Source organism: Aquimarina sp. I32.4, assembly GCF_002924285.1.
In the GTDB taxonomy this organism is placed as follows: Bacteria; Bacteroidota; Bacteroidia; order Flavobacteriales; family Flavobacteriaceae; genus Aquimarina.
This window is the reverse complement of record NZ_PGUB01000005.1, coordinates 56,583-74,421: the sequence shown is the minus strand read 5'-3', so window position 1 is coordinate 74,421 and position 17,839 is coordinate 56,583. Positions and strand designations below refer to the sequence as shown.

The 17,839-nt window shown below is 32.7% G+C and carries 16 protein-coding genes; 11 read left to right on the top strand and 5 right to left on the bottom strand.

Annotation, left to right across the window (positions count from 1 at the left end; genetic code table 11):
* Positions 1 to 243: 243 nt before the first annotated feature.
* Positions 244 to 711, top strand: coding sequence for a DUF1801 domain-containing protein (locus CVD18_RS02010; RefSeq protein ID WP_369858573.1), 468 nt, complete (start codon positions 244 to 246; stop codon positions 709 to 711).
* Here the strand turns inward: CVD18_RS02010 and kdsA are convergent.
* Positions 676 to 1,494 (bottom strand): 3-deoxy-8-phosphooctulonate synthase, encoded by an 819-nt coding sequence (gene kdsA, locus CVD18_RS02005; protein WP_103863771.1) that lies wholly within the window; start codon positions 1,492 to 1,494, stop codon positions 676 to 678. The genes CVD18_RS02010 and kdsA overlap by 36 nt on opposite strands.
* 125 nt (positions 1,495 to 1,619) lie before the next feature.
* Here kdsA and CVD18_RS02000 point away from each other — a divergent pair, with 125 nt between their 5' ends.
* From CVD18_RS02000 to CVD18_RS01990, 3 genes are all read left to right on the top strand, one after another.
* Positions 1,620 to 2,156, top strand: coding sequence for a hypothetical protein (locus CVD18_RS02000; protein ID WP_146052678.1), 537 nt, complete (start codon positions 1,620 to 1,622; stop codon positions 2,154 to 2,156).
* A gap of 148 nt (positions 2,157 to 2,304) precedes the next feature.
* Entirely contained in the window at positions 2,305 to 4,104 is a 1,800-nt protein-coding gene (typA, locus tag CVD18_RS01995) for a translational GTPase TypA (protein ID WP_103863769.1), read from the top strand.
* 462 nt (positions 4,105 to 4,566) lie between these two features.
* Positions 4,567 to 4,905, top strand: coding sequence for a tRNA-binding protein (locus CVD18_RS01990; protein WP_103863768.1), 339 nt, complete (start codon positions 4,567 to 4,569; stop codon positions 4,903 to 4,905).
* 7 nt (positions 4,906 to 4,912) lie between these two features.
* Here the strand turns inward: CVD18_RS01990 and CVD18_RS01985 are convergent, their stop codons facing one another.
* Positions 4,913 to 5,596, bottom strand: a complete 684-nt coding sequence (locus CVD18_RS01985; protein WP_103863767.1) for a cell division ATP-binding protein FtsE — start codon at positions 5,594 to 5,596, stop codon at positions 4,913 to 4,915.
* A 449-nt stretch (positions 5,597 to 6,045) separates the two neighbouring features.
* Here CVD18_RS01985 and CVD18_RS01980 point away from each other — a divergent pair, with 449 nt between their 5' ends.
* The 6 genes from CVD18_RS01980 to CVD18_RS01955 all read left to right on the top strand — a co-directional run bounded on the left by CVD18_RS01980 (position 6,046) and on the right by CVD18_RS01955 (position 15,765).
* Positions 6,046 to 9,060, top strand: coding sequence for a tetratricopeptide repeat protein (locus CVD18_RS01980; RefSeq protein WP_103863766.1), 3,015 nt, complete (start codon positions 6,046 to 6,048; stop codon positions 9,058 to 9,060).
* Between the two features lie 23 nt (positions 9,061 to 9,083).
* Positions 9,084 to 10,868, top strand: a complete 1,785-nt coding sequence (locus tag CVD18_RS01975; protein ID WP_369858572.1) for a TonB-dependent receptor — start codon at positions 9,084 to 9,086, stop codon at positions 10,866 to 10,868.
* A 225-nt stretch (positions 10,869 to 11,093) separates the two neighbouring features.
* The gene (locus CVD18_RS01970; RefSeq protein WP_103863765.1) at positions 11,094 to 11,906 is read left to right on the top strand and encodes a M23 family metallopeptidase; all 813 of its coding nucleotides are present in this window, start codon (positions 11,094 to 11,096) and stop codon (positions 11,904 to 11,906) included.
* 242 nt (positions 11,907 to 12,148) lie between these two features.
* The gene (locus tag CVD18_RS01965; protein WP_103863764.1) at positions 12,149 to 12,457 is read left to right on the top strand and encodes a hypothetical protein; all 309 of its coding nucleotides are present in this window, start codon (positions 12,149 to 12,151) and stop codon (positions 12,455 to 12,457) included.
* 332 nt (positions 12,458 to 12,789) lie between these two features.
* Positions 12,790 to 13,944: a glycosyl hydrolase family 18 protein gene (locus tag CVD18_RS01960; RefSeq protein WP_158250371.1), complete on the top strand. Its 1,155-nt coding sequence runs from the start codon at positions 12,790 to 12,792 to the stop codon at positions 13,942 to 13,944.
* Between the two features lie 198 nt (positions 13,945 to 14,142).
* On the top strand, positions 14,143 to 15,765 hold the full coding sequence (locus CVD18_RS01955; RefSeq protein ID WP_103863762.1) for an amidohydrolase: 1,623 nt from the start codon (positions 14,143 to 14,145) through the stop codon (positions 15,763 to 15,765).
* Here the strand turns inward: CVD18_RS01955 and CVD18_RS23315 are convergent.
* Positions 15,762 to 16,040 (bottom strand): sigma-70 family RNA polymerase sigma factor, encoded by a 279-nt coding sequence (locus tag CVD18_RS23315; protein ID WP_255409407.1) that lies wholly within the window; start codon positions 16,038 to 16,040, stop codon positions 15,762 to 15,764. The two genes, CVD18_RS01955 and CVD18_RS23315, sit on opposite strands and share 4 nt — an antisense overlap.
* Complete coding sequence (locus CVD18_RS23310; protein ID WP_255409406.1) at positions 16,037 to 16,432, bottom strand: sigma-70 family RNA polymerase sigma factor; 396 nt, start codon at positions 16,430 to 16,432, stop codon at positions 16,037 to 16,039. Before CVD18_RS23310 ends, CVD18_RS23315 begins: the two co-directional genes overlap by 4 nt.
* Positions 16,433 to 16,541: 109 nt before the next feature.
* Between CVD18_RS23310 and CVD18_RS01945 the strand changes: the two genes are divergently transcribed.
* The gene (locus CVD18_RS01945) at positions 16,542 to 16,922 is read left to right on the top strand and encodes a hypothetical protein (RefSeq protein ID WP_103863761.1); all 381 of its coding nucleotides are present in this window, start codon (positions 16,542 to 16,544) and stop codon (positions 16,920 to 16,922) included.
* A 95-nt stretch (positions 16,923 to 17,017) separates the two neighbouring features.
* Here the strand turns inward: CVD18_RS01945 and CVD18_RS01940 are convergent, their stop codons facing one another.
* Positions 17,018 to 17,785 carry a hypothetical protein gene (locus CVD18_RS01940; protein WP_103863760.1) on the bottom strand — a complete coding sequence of 256 codons (768 nt, stop codon included), beginning with the start codon at positions 17,783 to 17,785 and terminating at the stop codon, positions 17,018 to 17,020.
* Positions 17,786 to 17,839: the final 54 nt, after the last annotated feature.

The window sequence follows — 17,839 nt, the reverse complement described above, 5'->3', positions numbered from 1 at the left end:
ATACATTTGCGCGAAGAATAAATAACAAACTCAACTTATTACGAATTATTCAAAAACAGGTGTAATTACATAGGTAATTTTGTTAATCTGTTAACTATAATGATGAAAACCAGATAACTTTTTAAATTTTATCTAGTAAAAGAAGCACCAATTCGACCCCAAGGAATCTGGTGCTTTTTATTTAATAGAAAATGATATATAGTTATCAATTTCTTTAATTGTTTAAAAGATAGCTCTGTCAAAATGTTTTATAGATTTATATTAAAAAAAAATAGATATCTTGTTGATCAGATTATTGATCAAATGAATCCAGCAGAAGAATATATTTTAAGACAAGAGGAACCTTATAAAAGTATACTATTAGAATTACAACTTTTGATTGAATCTACGATTCCTTCTGCAGAATTATTATTTAGGTACAAGATACCTTTTTATTATATAGAAAACAGACCGTTTTGTTATCTCAATGCAACCAAAGGATATGTAGATGTAGGGTTTTGGAATGCCCAACGTATTACTGAGCATATAGAACATATGACGACAGCTGGACGTAAAGTTATGAAATCTCTGCGCTACAAGAAGGTTGAGGATGTAAACTCAACCATGTTGATAGAAGTATTACAAGATGCCTATAGCGTAAAGGATAAGAAGTTTAAAAAAAAAAACCTTCTTTGTTTACAAAGTATTTACCGTTTGTCTAATGGTAACTAGGTTACTTAATAGTTTTTCCAGATGATCAATATGCAACATATTAGCACCATCACTCTTGGCATTGGCAGGGTCAAAATGAGTTTCCATAAATAGGCCATCTACTCCAGTAACAATACCTGCGCGAGCAATAGTTTCTATCATATCAGGTCTACCTCCAGTAACACCACTAGATTGGTTGGGTTGTTGTAATGAATGTGTCACATCAAGAACAGTAGTTCCATATTGTTTCATGGTAGGAATACCTCTAAAATCAACAATCATATCTTGATACCCAAACATAGTTCCTCTATCAGTAATCATAGCCTTGGTATTACCGCTATCTGTTACTTTTTTTACAGCATGTTGCATTGCCTCTGGACTCATAAATTGCCCTTTTTTTAGATTGACAGTTTTACCAGTTTTTGCAGCAGCAACAACTAAGTCTGTCTGGCGTACTAAAAATGCAGGAATCTGTAAGATATCTACATATTCAGCAGCAAGTGCAGCATCTTCATTTTCGTGGATATCGGTAACCGTAGGAATGTCAAAAGTTTCTCCTACTTTGCGAAGAATTTTTAAAGCCTTTTCATTTCCAATTCCAGTAAAACTATCAATTCGGCTACGATTTGCTTTTTTGAAAGAACCTTTAAAAACATAAGGTATTTTAAGTTTAGAAGTAATAGTAACTACTTTTTCAGCAATACGTAGCGCCATTTCTTCACCCTCTATAGCACAAGGCCCAGCTAATAAGAAAAAGTTATTAGCATCAAGATTTTTTATGTTTTTGATTTCAGAAAGATTCATATAATTTATTTAAAGATGCAAAGATAACTAACTCTTTTATGTTTTGTGCAAAGAATTATTTATAAAAGTAGTGTATGGCAAGAAGTTTGATAAAAGTCAACCCAACGAAACAAAAAAAGGAATTAATGAAAAAAATCATTACAACGATTTTTGTTCTGAGTTGTATGTTTATTAATGCTCAGGATATGAATCATCATGTAGAAAACCACATGTTTAAAGCCAATCTATTACTAACCCCTGGAATAGAGTATGAAGTAGGGCTTACCAAAAATACCACTTCAGATTTTAGAATAGGGACGGGATTACGCTATGTAAGAACTACAAGAGATAGTGATTATGGCATATTTCTTACATTTGAGGGAGCATATAGGTATTATTACAATTTTGAAAAACGACTGAGGAAAGGAAGAAATATCACAGGAAATTCGGGGAACTATATAGCAATGACTACATATTTTGCGCACGCAGAGCCTATAATAGGTAATCTAGATACAAATATAAATTTTGTAGGACAAGTTGGTCCAGTCTGGGGTTTTCAGCGTACGTATCGATATGGGCTTAATTTAGGTTTAGAACTGGGGCTAGGGTATGCTTTTAGTGATATCGATGAATCGATGGTGGCTATAATCAATTTTAGATTAGGTTGGACGTTTGGTAAATAATGGTTATTAAGTGGTTAGTTACCAGTATCAAAGGGCTTGATGTGTTGTGTGGATAAAACAAGAGATAAAGCTTTTTTAATATTTAACTTTTCATACATAACGTGTCAAAAATATCTCGTACATTTGCACCCTTAAAAATGAGGCGTTTATGACAGCTATAAAAAACATTGCAATAATTGCACACGTAGACCACGGGAAAACTACGTTGGTAGATAAAATTATGTACCATTGCCAATTATTTCGTGAAAATGAAAATACAGGTGATTTAATTCTTGATAATAATGATCTGGAACGTGAAAGAGGAATTACAATTACTTCAAAAAATGTTTCTGTATTATACAAAGGAACCAAAATCAATATTATTGATACTCCTGGTCACGCCGATTTTGGAGGTGAAGTAGAGCGTGTATTAAATATGGCAGATGGAGTGTTACTATTGGTTGATGCTTTTGAAGGACCTATGCCACAAACACGTTTTGTATTGCAAAAGGCAATTGATCTTGGATTGAAGCCTTGTGTTGTTGTAAACAAAGTAGATAAAGAAAACTGTACACCAGATGAAGTACATGAAAAAGTATTTGATCTGATGTTTGAACTAGGAGCAGAAGAATGGCAATTAGATTTCCCAACAGTATATGGTTCAGCCAAGAATAATTGGATGAGTGATGACTGGAAGAATGAAACAGATAATATCGAGCCATTATTAGATATGGTAATTGAGCATATTCCTTTTCCAAAAATAGAAGAAGGTACTACGCAAATGTTGATTACATCATTAGATTTTTCATCATTTACAGGGCGTATTGCAATAGGACGTTTACAAAGAGGAGTCTTGACAGAAGGAATGCAAGTTTCTTTGGTTAAACGTGATGGTACTATAAAAAAATCAAGAATAAAAGAGCTTCATACTTTCGAAGGATTAGGAAGAATGAAAGTAGAAAAAGTAGAAGCTGGTGATATTTGTGCATTGGTAGGATTAGAAGGTTTTGAGATAGGAGATACTGTAGCAGATATAGAAAACCCAGAAGCCTTGAAGACAATAGCTATAGATGAGCCTACTATGAGTATGTTATTTACAATTAATGACTCACCTTTCTTTGGTAAAGATGGAAAATTTGTAACCTCAAGGCATATTAAAGAAAGACTGGCAAAAGAACTTGAGAAAAATTTAGCACTTAGAGTGAATGATACTGATAGTGCAGATAAGTTTTTGGTATTTGGTCGAGGTGTATTGCATTTATCAGTATTGATAGAAACGATGCGTCGTGAAGGGTATGAATTGCAAATTGGGCAACCACAGGTTATCATTAAAGAGGTTGATGGCGTAAAATGTGAGCCAATAGAAGAACTTACCATTGATTTACCTGAAAATGTTTCTGGTAAAGCGGTAGAAATGGTAACAATGCGTAAAGGAGAAATGCTTAGTATGGAAGCCAAAGGTGATCGTATGGTATGTGAGTTTATGATACCTTCTAGAGGAATTATAGGATTGCGTAATCAACTATTGACTGCAACTGCGGGAGAGGCGATTATGGCACACCGTTTTAAAGAGTATCAGCCACTTAAAGGTGATATCCCTGGACGTATAAATGGATCATTGGTATCTATGGAAAAAGGATCAGCAATTCCATATTCTATTGATAAATTACAAGATAGAGGTAAGTTTTTTGTAGACCCAGGAGAGGATATTTATGAAGGACAAGTAATTGGTGAAAACTCTAGAGGAGATGATATGTCAGTAAATATCACTAAAACCAAAAAACTATCAAATGTACGTTCTTCTGGAGCAGATGATAAAGCTAAGATTGTACCAGCAATCAAGTTTTCATTAGAAGAAGCTTTAGAATACATTCAAAAAGACGAATATGTAGAAGTAACACCAAATCATTTGAGGTTACGTAAGGTATATCTTACCGAAGTTGAGCGTAAGCGAAATAAGATTGTGTAAGAAAAAACTTAGTTATATATAATAAAGTGACCCCTTGTGAGATAAAACCCTCAAGGGGTTTTTTAATAAAAAAAAGTATACTACTAAAAATCAAATAAAAAAATCCCGAGTTAACTCGGGATTTTGCGTCGATATTTTGGGTATTATTTGGGGCTAATTCAATATTTTGGGGCGAATTGCCATATAAGCTATTAGTAGTTGTTTGATACAAATGTAAGGAAAATTCTGGTAACAAAACTTGTAAAAAGTGTTAAATTATCGATAAAATACATTAAAATCAGGTAAAATACGTAAAAAGCCTTGCTTTAATACGGTTTTTGTATTACTTGTTTTTTAATAAATGCGAGAAAAATGATTTTTAATACATTTCGTTATTTTTGGAAATCACTTTATGTAATTCTTAAGCAAAGTCAAAATAGATTTTAGATAGGAGATATCTAATTTTTTTTAAAAAATCAAATAATGGAAAAGAACTTACAATGGAAAGAGTTTATGAATGTAGATATGAGGGTGGGCACCATATTACATGCAGAGGTATTTGAAGAGGCAAGAAACCCTGCATATAAAATAATTGTTGATTTTGGAGACTTGGGAGAACGAAAAACATCTGCACAAATCACAACCCTATATCAACTAGAAGACCTTATAGGTAAGCAGGTAATAGCTGTTGTTAATTTTCCACCAAAACAGATAGCTAACATGATGAGTGAATGTTTGATTATGGGAGCAATAGGAGAGGGTAAAGAAGTAACTTTATTAACTCCTGATTTACAAGTGAAAAATGGATTGAGAATAGGTTGATGTAGTTCTAGCCTTTTCTTTGTACTACTTCAAAAACTTTATTTCCATCACATTTTAATGTTTTAGAAGGATATTTAAGTAACAATGCATAATCATGTGTTGCCATAAGGATAGTATTACCATTTTTATTAATATCCCGTAACACCTCCATAACTTCAACAGAAGTTTGTGGATCCAGATTTCCTGTAGGCTCATCAGCTAATATTAGTTCAGGGTCATTAAGTAGTGCTCTAGCAATAGCTACACGCTGTTGTTCTCCCCCAGATAGTTGATAAGGATATTTAAAATCTTTGGTTTTCATGCCAACCTTGTCTAATACATCGTCAATTTTACTATCCATAGCTTTTTCATCAGTCCATCCTGTAGCTTTTAGAACAAAAAGAAGATTTGCTTTTACAGTTCTATCATTTAATAATTTAAAATCTTGAAATACGATTCCTAATTTTCTGCGTAAATATGGAATTTGCTTTTCTTGTAATGTAGGAAGATCAAAATTTACAATACTACCTTCTCCCTCTAATAAAGGTAGGTCTCCGTAAAGAGTTTTCATAAAACTACTCTTTCCTGTACCAGTTTTACCAATAAGGTATACAAAATCGCCTTTATTTACTTCAACATTGACATCAGATAAAATAAGATTTTCTCGTTGATAGATAGAAGCATCTTTAAGGTTTAATACCGTGTTGGACATAGTTTATGATTCAGAAATTAATAGATGTTGTAAAAGTAAAAAGTTTCGGTTAATAAAATAAGGTACAGAAATAGTTTTTAAGTAAATAACAGGTTTTTGGGTTATATATTTTTATTCTTTAAAAAATAAAATAAAATATGATCAGTAAGTTTTTTATAATCAAGTACTTGAATTGAAGTAGTGTTCCCTTATGTTTATTTAGTGAAACATAAAGAAATCATAATTCTCGATTTATGATGTAATTAACTAGCAAATCTTTCGTTATTAGATTGAAGATTAAGCTATCTTTAACGCAAAATTTATTCACGGGAAACGATATTTACTTTTTTTAAGAATCAAGACGTATAGAATCTAGAGACTAGACCTTGATGGTATGTGTTTTTGATGATTTTATCAAATTATATTGCCAGTATTGGTCAATATAGGTTTAATACACTAAAGTTTGTTTTATGAAATACATCACTTCGATGCTTTTTGTGATTGGGATGTCTGCATATGTATCTGCACAACAATCGGCAATTTATACCAATGAATTAGTACTGTATAATCAGGCATTGGAGCTATACAATAACAAACAGTTTTTGGCAGCACAAAACCTATTTGATAAAGTCAAAGATGTTTCATACGATGAGAATATTGATGCCAATTGCACCTATTATATTGCTAATTGTGCTGTTTGGTTAAATCAAAAAGAAGCCAATCAGCTTTTAGAAGATTTTGTAGTTCAGTATCCAACCAGTATAAAACGAAATGCAGCGTATCTTGATGCAGCTACCTATTATTTTGATAATGGAAAATATGCATATGCTCGTAAATGGTATGATAAGGTTGATGAACGAAGTCTTCCACAAAGAGAAATAGATAAGTATAATTTTAATAATGGATATGCGTATTTTAAAATTCAACGATTTAATGAAGCAAAGAAATTTTTAAACAAAGTAGAAGATTCTCCTGAGTATAGTGCCAAAGCAAAGTATTATTTAGGATTTATAGCGTATGAAGGAGATAATTATAAAGAAGCAGATAAATTATTTGATGAAGTAAAAGATCTGGATCAATATAATAAAAACCTGTCTTATTTTCAGAGTGATATGAATTTTAAGTCAGGTAATTTTCAAGAAGCGATCAATGAAGGGTTGGTACAATTACCAAAATCTAAGCCCTCAGAAAAATCAGAGCTGAATAAAATTATAGGAGAAAGTTATTTTAACCTAGGAGAATATAAAAAAGCAATACCATATCTCAAAGAATATAAAGGTAGAAAAGGAAAATGGAATAATACTGATTATTACTTGCTGGGATATGCTTACTATAAGCAAGGAGAATATCAAAACGCCATTTCAGAGTTTAATAAAATTGTAGATGGCCGTAATGCAACTGCACAAAATGCATATTATCATCTTGCAGAATCATACCTTAAAACAGATCAAAAACAACAAGCATTAAATGCTTTTAAAAATGCATCGGAAATGGATTTTGAATCAAAAATCAAAGAAGATGCAACTTACAATTACGCAAAATTGAGTTATGAGATAGGGAATTCTTTTGAGAGTACTCCGAAGATTTTGCTATCCTATCTCGATCAATACCCTAATACGGAGTTTGAGGACGAAATAAAAGAGTTGCTGATAAGTTCTTATATTACCTCTAAAGCATATAAAGAAGCTATGGATTTGCTAGAGGGAAGCAGAAATTTTGCTGACAAAGAAGTATATCAAAAAGTAGCTTTTTATCGTGGTGTTGAGTTATATACACAAGGTAATTACTCAGAAGCAATCGTATATTTTGATAAATCACTAAAAGGACAGGTAGTGCCTGATTTTACAGCAAGGGCAATTTATTGGAAAGCAGAAAGTGACTACTTGCTTACTAATTTTGATGACGCTTTGATAGGGTTTAAACAGTTTGAAGGGAGCACAGGAGCATCATCTACTAATGAATATAATCATATAGACTATAATTTGGGGTATACCTATTTTAAACTAAAACAATATCCATCAGCAGCAGCACATTTTGATGCCTACTCCAAACTAAATAGAGAAGATGAGGCAAGACAAACAGATACGTATCTTAGATTGGGAGATAGTCATTTTATATCCAGAAAATATTGGCCTGCTATGGAAGCGTATAATTTGGCAATCAAAAAAAATGGCCCAGATTCTGATTATGCACATTATCAAAAAGCAATAAGCTATGGATTTGTAAAAAAGTATAACAAGAAGATTAGTGATCTTGAGATGTTTTTGAAAAAATATCCAAAATCAACCTATAGAGATGACGCTATGTTTGCATTAGGAGATGTATATGTATCCCAAAATAAGATACAGAAAGGGGTTGCTTCATATGACCGTCTTATTAGCGATATTCCTAGAAGTTCATATGTGCCAAAAGCATTGCTAAAACAAGGTTTGGTGTATTATAATAGAAATGAAGGGGATAGAGCATTGTCTAAATTCAAGAAAGTAGTAGCAGAATATCCAGGAACAGAAGAAGCAATTCAGGCAGTGAATACAGCACGATTGATCTATGTAGACCTTGGTAAAACAGATGAATATGCATCTTGGGTAAAAGGATTAAGTTTTGTAGAGGTAAGTGATGCAGATCTGGATAACACTTCTTTTGAAGCAGCAGAGAAGCAGTTTTTAGAAAACAATGATACAGGAGCAATAAATGGTTTTCAGAAATACCTTACTCAATTTCCTAATGGATTACATGCTTTAAAAAGTCATTTTCACCTAGCACAGCTATACTTTAAAAAAGGAGAAAGAGAAACAACAATTCCACATTATGAATATGTGCTTAAACAAGAGCGTACAGAATTTACCGAGCAAGCATTGGCAAGACTATCTCAAGTATATCTCGAAAATAGAGCATATGAAAAAGCACTTCCTGTGTTAGAACGATTAGAAACTGATGCAGATTACCCACAAAATGTCATATTTGCGCAATCTAATTTGATGAAATCATATTATCAATTACTTAATTATCAAAAAACGATTGAATATGCAGATAAAGTTCTGGCCAATCCAAAAATCCAGAATGATGTAAAAAGTGATGCCACTATTTTTACTGCTAGAGCAGCATTTAAAACTGTGGATATGCAACGTGCCAAAAGAGCTTACGCAGAAGTGCAAAAAATAGCAACAGGAGAGCTAGCAGCAGAAGCCTTGTATTATGAAGCTTATTTCAAAAATATAGAAGACGATTATAAAAACTCTAATCAAACGATACAACGATTATCCAAAGATTATTCAGGATATAGGTTATATGGGGCAAAAGGGCTTGTATTGATGGCTAAAAACTTCTACGGTCTCAATGATGCATATCAAGCCACTTACATATTAGAGAGTGTGATCAAAAATTTTACCGATTACCCTGAGGTAATTGATGAGGCAAAAACCGAGCTTAGAAAAATTAAAGCCGAAGAAGCAAAAACAAATTCATCTATCCAAACCGAACAGTAATCAGTTATCAAATGTTGTATTGTATGTCTATGTATTTTAAGAAGATCAATCCTTTTTTTATCAAAGAACCTTATAGATTCGGTTCAAGAATGTCACTTTTTGCTAGTGCTTTTGTTTTACTAGGTCAGATTGGTTTTGCACAGGAAACAGAAAATCTAGAAACTGAGCGTGTCGTAATTGTAAAAGCATATACACCAACTATCAGTGATGCTTTTAAAATTAAATCCACACCTACTCTTAATGATTCTATTACGCAACAAAAAAAGAAACTACGATATAGCATTTTTTCGGTTCCTGTAGCTTCTACCTATACGCCTGCAAAAGGACGAGCAGCAAATATTGATAGACCAAAACCAATAGATATCTATGATAACTATGCAACATTAGGGTTTGGTAATTTTACTTCTGTTTTAGCAGAGTTTTATAGTAATTTCCAGTTAAACAGATCAGATAATATGGGGGTATACTTACATCATAACTCCTCACAAGGAGGAATTGATGAGGTACAATTAGACGATAAATTTTATAATACATTTTTAGATCTTAATTATACATCTCGTACAAGAGATTATACATTTGGGATAGAAGCGGGAGTAGAGCATCAGTTATATAACTGGTATGGATTACCAGAATCTCCGCAACTTACACAAGAACAGATAGGAGCTATTGATCCTCAACAAAGTTATTTTGGTGTAAAACTTGGAGGAAAACTACAGTTTGATGATTTGTATTTCAAAAAAGCAACTTTGAAATATCGTTTTTTTGGCGATGCCATGAGTTCTGTAGAACATCATGTAATTGCAAAACCTACTTTTGAGTTTGAAATGGGGGATAACCTGATCGCAACCAATTTCATAGTAGATTATGTAAGCGGAAACTTTGATCGTATTCTTGATTTTAGTACACAAACACCTAATGAATATGGAGTGTTAAACTTAGGAGTGAACCCCAGTTTGGTAATATTAAGAGATAACCTTACGGTTAATCTTGGAGCTGCTGTATATTATAGTATAGATACAAAAAATAGTGATAATAATTTGTTTATATACCCTAAGGTAACAGCCTCTTATAGATTACTAGAAGAAGCTGTGATTGCATATGGAGGACTAGAGGGCGATTTGAAACAAAATACTTATCGCAATGCGGTACAAAAAAATCCATTTGTATCACCTACATTGATTATAGAACCTACCAGTATGTTATATGATGCATATATAGGATTAAAAGGACAGTTATCAGATATAGTAAGTTATAATTTTAGAGGAAGCTATATTTCAGAATCAGAAAAACCCTTGTTTGTCAATAATACCAGACCCATATTACAATTAGAAGGATACGAGTATGGTAACTCATTCTCCTACCGTTATGATGATATCAATACCCTGATAGGATATGGGGAACTTAATTTTGAAATTAATAAAAAGTTTAAACTAGGAACTTCTATAGAATACTTTAATTACAATACAGAAGATGAGCAAGAAGCATGGAATCTTCCTGAGATTAAAGCTTCTGCACTAATAGACTATCAGATCAATAGCCAATGGTATGCTGGAGCACAATTGTTTTATGTGGGAGAGCGAAAAGATATTAATACTGCGATTGCTTCATTACCAACACAGCCAGAAGCAGTAGTTACTTTAGATTCTTATTTTGATGCCAATGTAAACTTAGGATATAGGCTCAACGATCAATTATCTTTCTTTATTAAAGGAAACAATCTTGCAGGAGAAAGCTATCAACGCTGGGTGAATTTTCCAGTTCAAGGAGTACAAGTATTAGGAGGAGTTACCTATAAATTTGATTACTAGTAAGAGTTGATATCAGGTGATTTTATTGTTTATTTAGAGATAGGAACTCTATAACCTTATTGTAATTGCATAAACTTATATGGATTTTCTATAGGATTGATTTGTTGTTTCAAGGTAGGTTGAATATCCATTATAGATTCCAAATTGATTGAGGTTCAGTTTTTTTTGGTAACTTATAAACTTCAATAAGAATTAAAAGTTCAAATGACTTCTAAATAAAAACAGATGAAAACAACTCTACGATTCTTTTTTTTTATTTCTTCTATTACCATCTTCTCTCAAGATAATTTTAAACTTTATTATGAAGAGACAGAAAATGGGTTTATGATTTTGGCAGATAATAATGAATATAGTCCAGTTTCTGCAAAAATGGATTTCAGGTTAGAAAACCTTACTTCTACCAATGGTAACAATAAGGTTTTTATAGTACCAGCAAGAACTACTAGGCATATAATTACCGACTTACAAGTAGTTGATAGAAAAAATCAAATAAAACTAGGGTATGAGTCAACGTATAATTATGGGGATCATACTCAAAAGGAGTATGATAATGATTTCAATTATTACCTGCCATTTCAAAGAGGAAGTGAGTATTGGTTGTCTCAGGGATACAATGGTAAGATTTCTCATCAAAATGAGAATGCATTAGACTTTAAAATGCCAGTGGGAACCAAAATTTATGCAGCTAGAGGAGGTGTAGTTGTTGATGTAGAAGAGAGCTATAGTAAAAGTTGTACCACAGCAGAATGTGCCAAATACAATAATTATATATTGATTTATCATGAGGATGGTACTTTTGCAGAGTATACCCATATTAAGAAGAATGGAGCATCGGTAGTAATAGGGGATCAGATAAAGATAGGCCAATTTATAGGATACAGTGGAGATGTAGGTTGGGCTACTGGACCACATTTACATTTTATTGTGTTTTTTCAAAGGTTGACAGATAGAGTTACTTTAAAAACAAAATTCTTAACAGGAAAAGGAAAACAGGCAATTTCTCTTATAGAAAGAGAGAAATATATACGTGAGTATTGATAGATTTATAGGGTGCTTAAAAAAAATCAATAGCTTCAAATATTAGTCTACCTTGTGTATACTTCTGATTACAAGGTGTTTTTGTGAGATGTGAAAAATGATTTACTTCTGCTTTTTTACTGTATCCCTGTTTTCAGTGTACTAATTTTCATCGTTTACCGTGTTTTGTAGGTGTCAAAACCACTATATCTTGCGCAGTATTAGAGATCATTTTATTTACAACTTTTAATACTCACATACAGATGAAAAAGATTAACATACACACTTACTTTATCACATTTATTTTACTTTTTGTTTTGGCAGCAATATGCAGTTTGATAGGATATGCCAATGATCAAGGAACTCTGGTTTTTACTCCAGTAACAGAGTTTTTGATGAAGGTGCATTCTGTTTTTAGATTTCCAACAGATGCTATCGGGTATTCAGGATTAGTAAAAGGTATGTATGGCCTTCTAGGAGGAGTAATTTTGAACGTACTATTGTATTCTCTTGCTTTTGAACGTTTCATTTCTTGTTTAAAAAGCTTGACAAGAATAGTAATCAAAGCATAATTAAAAACTAAAACAACCTTCTGTAAGTAGGTGATTAATTTAAAATACTGAAGTAGTACATCAATAGATATCGTGTAGTTATCTAATAAGAGAAATATATTGGGGAATATATCTTATAAAGAGCACGATATGTACTATACATCGAAACCTCACATGTTTATCATAAACATGTGGGGTTTTATTTTTTTTATGAATTTCTTATTAATTTTTTAGACAATAATTAATAAGATAAGCAGTTTAGTTAGTTGGAAAAATGAATACAAGTAAATTTACAATCTAACAATTAAACTATGAAAAGATTTTTTTTTATCATAAACAGCCTATGTTTATGTATGATCCTTTTTACCACTTCATGCAGTAGTGATGATGCAGGGAATGATAAGGACCCTATTGATACTGTTGGAGGAGATGGAAATGGTGGTGATCCAGACACAGGAGGGGATACAGGAGGGGATGGCAATGAAGCAAAAAAACCTATTATTTTGGGGTATTTTCCTTCTTGGTCAGAAAATTGGGTTTCTTCTCCAGATCAAGGATCAAAATTAAGAGATATTCCATCACATGTTACCCATGTATTCTTGGCGTTTGCAAAACCTAATTTGGTGTATACAAAGGGGTCTTTGGATATTTCTAAGACAGGAATTCAAACTCCATATGATGGTCAGACTCTCAAAGAATCTGTTGCGGTATTAAAAAAGAAGGGAACCAAAGTGATATTATCGGTAGGAGGAGAAACATATTGGGGTACAGAAGAAGCTTATAATATCAATTACCAACAAATAAAAGATCTAGTAGATGATATGGGGTTTGGAGGTGTTGATTGGGATTTTGAACCCAATGGAAGTTTTCAAACCATTGGTGATGCAGTAAATGTAGAACGTTTTATTGCATTCTTTAATGAATCCAGAGCTATTATGCCTAAAGGAGAATATATATTAGCATGTGCTCCTGCTGGAGTAGGAGCTTTGGGGGGAGAAAAAAATGACGATACAAGTTCGCCATATAGTTACGCCAAAAGAAATACAGTTACAGGAGAATCAGACACAAATCTGTATAAAGCTACAGAACCTAATGAAGGAATTAGTTTATACGGTTTTTCTACAACAGGACATATGATCCCTGTGCTAGAAGCCGTAGGTGATAAAATTGACCTAATTGCTTATCAAGGATATAATACAGGAGCGGCATCAAACAGAAAAATTATGTATGATGCATATAAGTATTACGGAGATCGTTATGGATTTGATATTGCTGCGGGAATACATTTTCCTGATGAACCTTGGGGGCCTTATTATACCTATACATATGAGAATGTAGCAACACTTTTTGAGCATATAGCATCAAAAGATAATTCAGATGGAGTAATGATATGGCAGTTACTTTTGGAAAAAGAAAATAAATCTGCATACGGGTATCTAAATGTAGCAAGTAAAGTACTTAACGGATCTTCTACAACGGAAGCTATAAATACAGCTGAAAATTTTTAATAACAAATAACGTTTTCAAAGAGAAAATAATTTCAGTAAACAAAAGATCAACTAAAATACTTTAGTTGATCTTTTGTGTTTTAATAGAGTTGTCAAAAAAATAGGTGATACAAGCATGATTTTAGAGATTAAGAAAAAATTAACCATGCTACGAATTAGATATTTTTACATTTAGGCTTCAAACAAACACAACTCTAAATGAAAAAATCATTCTTACTTATAGTTTTATTCTTTTTTTTATATTCATGTCAACAGCCAATAGAGGTTGATGTGTTGGTTATTAATGCGAATGTGTACACTGTAGAAGATACAAAACCAAAAGCAGAAGCATTTGCAATAAAAGATGGTAAGTTTATAGCTGTAGGTAGTACTACTACTTTGCTACAGGAGTATACAGCACATACTACTATTGATGCAGAAGGAAAAACAATAGTGCCAGGATTGATCGATGCACATTGTCATTTTTATGGATTGGGGTTGCAACAGCAAAAAGTAGATCTTACAGGAACAAAAAGTTATGATGAAGTGTTAGCGCGTATTGTAGCATTTCAAAAAGAAAAAAAGGTATCTTTTATTACAGGTAGGGGGTGGGATCAAAATGATTGGAGTATCAAAGAGTTTCCTACAAAGGAGAAACTAGATAGCCTTTTTCCTAATACTCCAGTAGCAGTAACACGAGTGGATGGTCATGCCATGATAGCCAATCAAAAAGCATTAGATCTTGCAAAAATTACTATAGAAACCCAAGTAGAAGGAGGAGAGATTCTACAAAAAAACGGGCAACTCACAGGGGTGCTTATTGATAATCCTATGGAGTTGATACAGAGTATTATCCCTGAGCCAACAAAGGAAGAGCAGATACAGGCTTTGAAAGATGCAGAGAAGATCAATTTTGGGTATGGATTAACTACTGTTGATGATGCAGGATTGAGCCCTCGTGTAATTGACTTAGTAGATAGTTTACAAAAAATAGATGAACTCAAAATAAGGATGTATGCTATGGTAAGCAATACGCCAGAATATGTAGATCATTATCTAAAAAAAGGAGTTTATAAAACTGATAAGTTACATGTGTCTTCTTTCAAAATATATGCAGATGGAGCGTTGGGGTCAAGAGGGGCAGTATTAAAACAACCTTATTCTGATCAAGAAAATCATTTTGGAGCTATGGTAATAGGTACGGATGCATTTAAAAAATTGGCTAAACGATTAGCGGCATCTCCATTTCAAATGAATACACATGCAATCGGAGATTCTGCCAATGCAGTAGTTATAAAAACGTATTATAAGGTTTTAGAAGGTAAATCAGACAGAAGATGGCGAGTAGAACATGCTCAGGTTGTAGCGCCTGAAGAGTTTGATATACTTGATGATAATTTGGTAATGAGTGTACAGCCAACACATGCCACTAGTGATATGTATTGGGCAGATGAGCGATTGGGTACTAAGCGTATAAAAGGAGCATATGCATATAAAACACTATTGCAAAAAACAGGAAAGATAGCTTTGGGTACTGACTATCCAGTAGAGCATGTAAGTCCGTTTTATACATTTTATGCTGCAATAGCCAGAAAAGATTTAAAGCAATATCCCAAAGGAGGGTTTCAGAAAAAAGATGCACTTACCAGAGAAGAAACCCTAAAAGGAATGACACTATGGGCAGCGTATAGTAATTTTGAAGAGCATGAGAAGGGAAGTATTGCAATGGGAAAATTTGCAGACTTTGTAATTCTAGAAGACAATATTATGGAGATTCATGAAGATCAAATTCCAAATATAAAAGTAAAAGCTACCTATATCAATGGTAAAAAAGTATATTAGATACGATTCATTACTTTATTGACAAGAAGATCACATTTACTATAACCAAATTCAAATATATCAGGATGTTTTGATAGTTCATAAAGCTCTGTTTTCATCATACCTTTAGTACGATGTAACCGTACTTTTACATTAGATATAGTTAATCCCATAAGATCAGCAATCTCTGCAATACTCATACCTTCAACTTCTCGCATAATATAAACAGTGCGGTATTTTACATCCAATAGATCAATGGTTTTTTCTAGGATTTGTTTTGCTTCTTGCCGAATCATTTTTTTTCGGGGTTTAATAGATGATTGTCAGGTATCTCAATAATTTGTTTATGATTACTATCGTTTTCAGAAACATAAAGGTTTTGGTATTTTCCTTTGGTTCTTAATCGAGCCAATGTTTCGTTGATGCCAATCCGTATTAACCAAGTTGAGAATTGTGAGTTGTTTTTAAACTGGTGTAATTTTTCATATGCTTTGAGGTATGTGTTTTGCATAATATCTTGAATCTCTTCATAATCATTGATATAGCTTCTGATTACTCGAAATAGCTTTTGATTATTTCGTCTTAATAAAATCTCATATAATTCTTTTTCTCCAGCATTGATTCTGTAAATGACATCTGCATCAGATATTTTATGAGTTTTGTATTCATTAATTTTTATAGGCTCCATAGCATCTTGTTTAGTACTTAGATCAAAAGCAGTAGAAAAAGTTACAAAACTTTGTAACTAAATGAACTGTTTTTTTATCTAAAAATCAAATAATAAAATAAATGAAGTTATGAATTTACAGATTAGACAAGTTGTTACGGTATTAAAATACACCTATGGTTTGATACCTATAGTAGCAGGACTAGATAAATTTATGAACATACTTACAAACTGGAAGCAATATGTAGCTATTGGAATGGTTGAGATCTTGCCTTTTGAGATAGGAGTTTTTATGGCAATAATTGGAGTTGTAGAAGTTGTTGCTGGTATTTTGGTGCTTTATCGCCCTCAAGTGGGAGGATATGTAGTGATGGGGTGGTTATTAGTTATTGCTTTGTTGCTTATAGGAAATGGACATTATATTGATGTAGCAGTGCGAGATATAGTAATGGCTATAGGAGCATTTTCATTAGTGAAATTAGTACCTTTTGTAGATCAAAAAAATCATTAGAGAAGAGTGAAAGAGAGAGAGAGAGAGATTTTTTCTCAAAAAAGCATCATCAAAAAAAACATTTTAAATAAGAAATGGTAGAAGATGGTGCTTTTTTATTTTCCACCATTGGCTCTTAAATCAGCAATGCACTGTGAATCTAATTGAGGGATCATATCGCCAATACTCATCATTCCCATTCCAAATTTTATAGCAGACTCCATAAGGCATCCAGATACATTACAATGATTATGCTCTTCACTATCTTCATGTTGAGATTGTAAAGGGGTTCCTAAATTCACAAGTCCCATTAAATGGGCGAATTCATGATTTAAAGTGGCAGTTTCTATTGCGCTTAGTGCAGGAGAACCCGTTCTAGTACTTAGTTGAAGTAATGTTTCTTTATAAATTACGATAGAAGTGTTTAAGTAAGCAGACCCCAATGTAACCTGCTCACTAGTATCCGCTTCTCTGCGACCATCGGCAAAATAGATATATACTGTAATATCATCTTCTTTATTAAATAAAGTTCTGTTGGTATTTTCTATCTCTGCAATTTCCTCAATTGCAAACGGAGCTTTACCAGAAGATGGTATAGAACGTTGTGTTATAGTAATTCCGTTGGGTTTAAATAATCGGTCTTGCAAAAAATCTCTAAATCCTTCAATTGCATCTCTGGTGGGTTCAAAACCTTGTACTGCAACAATCTCTATAGTAAGACTATTATAATTTGTATCACTTAAGAGATCATTTGCTGAACTTCCTAGAGGTTGTCTATTACTAGCTTGTAATACGCTATTGGTAATGGTGTTATCATCATCTGAACATCCAATAAGGATGAAAGAAGAAATGAATATATACCCCAAAAGTTTTATTAGTTGCACACGATTTATTTTTTAAATAATTTCTAGCACAAAAATTATACCACCTCTGTAATA

What these genes read in the sequence shown, in the direction of transcription:
- CVD18_RS02010 (WP_369858573.1), top strand. Translation starts at nt 244, where the DNA reads ATGTTTTATAGATTTATATTAAAAAAAAATAGATATCTTGTTGATCAG.
- kdsA (WP_103863771.1), bottom strand. Translation starts at nt 1,494, where the DNA reads ATGAATCTTTCTGAAATCAAAAACATAAAAAATCTTGATGCTAATAAC.
- CVD18_RS02000 (WP_146052678.1), top strand. Translation starts at nt 1,620, where the DNA reads ATGAAAAAAATCATTACAACGATTTTTGTTCTGAGTTGTATGTTTATT.
- typA (WP_103863769.1), top strand. Translation starts at nt 2,305, where the DNA reads ATGACAGCTATAAAAAACATTGCAATAATTGCACACGTAGACCACGGG.
- CVD18_RS01990 (WP_103863768.1), top strand. Translation starts at nt 4,567, where the DNA reads ATGGAAAAGAACTTACAATGGAAAGAGTTTATGAATGTAGATATGAGG.
- CVD18_RS01985 (WP_103863767.1), bottom strand. Translation starts at nt 5,596, where the DNA reads ATGTCCAACACGGTATTAAACCTTAAAGATGCTTCTATCTATCAACGA.
- CVD18_RS01980 (WP_103863766.1), top strand. Translation starts at nt 6,046, where the DNA reads ATGAAATACATCACTTCGATGCTTTTTGTGATTGGGATGTCTGCATAT.
- CVD18_RS01975 (WP_369858572.1), top strand. Translation starts at nt 9,084, where the DNA reads ATGTCTATGTATTTTAAGAAGATCAATCCTTTTTTTATCAAAGAACCT.
- CVD18_RS01970 (WP_103863765.1), top strand. Translation starts at nt 11,094, where the DNA reads ATGAAAACAACTCTACGATTCTTTTTTTTTATTTCTTCTATTACCATC.
- CVD18_RS01965 (WP_103863764.1), top strand. Translation starts at nt 12,149, where the DNA reads ATGAAAAAGATTAACATACACACTTACTTTATCACATTTATTTTACTT.
- CVD18_RS01960 (WP_158250371.1), top strand. Translation starts at nt 12,790, where the DNA reads ATGATCCTTTTTACCACTTCATGCAGTAGTGATGATGCAGGGAATGAT.
- CVD18_RS01955 (WP_103863762.1), top strand. Translation starts at nt 14,143, where the DNA reads ATGAAAAAATCATTCTTACTTATAGTTTTATTCTTTTTTTTATATTCA.
- CVD18_RS23315 (WP_255409407.1), bottom strand. Translation starts at nt 16,040, where the DNA reads ATGATTCGGCAAGAAGCAAAACAAATCCTAGAAAAAACCATTGATCTA.
- CVD18_RS23310 (WP_255409406.1), bottom strand. Translation starts at nt 16,432, where the DNA reads ATGGAGCCTATAAAAATTAATGAATACAAAACTCATAAAATATCTGAT.
- CVD18_RS01945 (WP_103863761.1), top strand. Translation starts at nt 16,542, where the DNA reads ATGAATTTACAGATTAGACAAGTTGTTACGGTATTAAAATACACCTAT.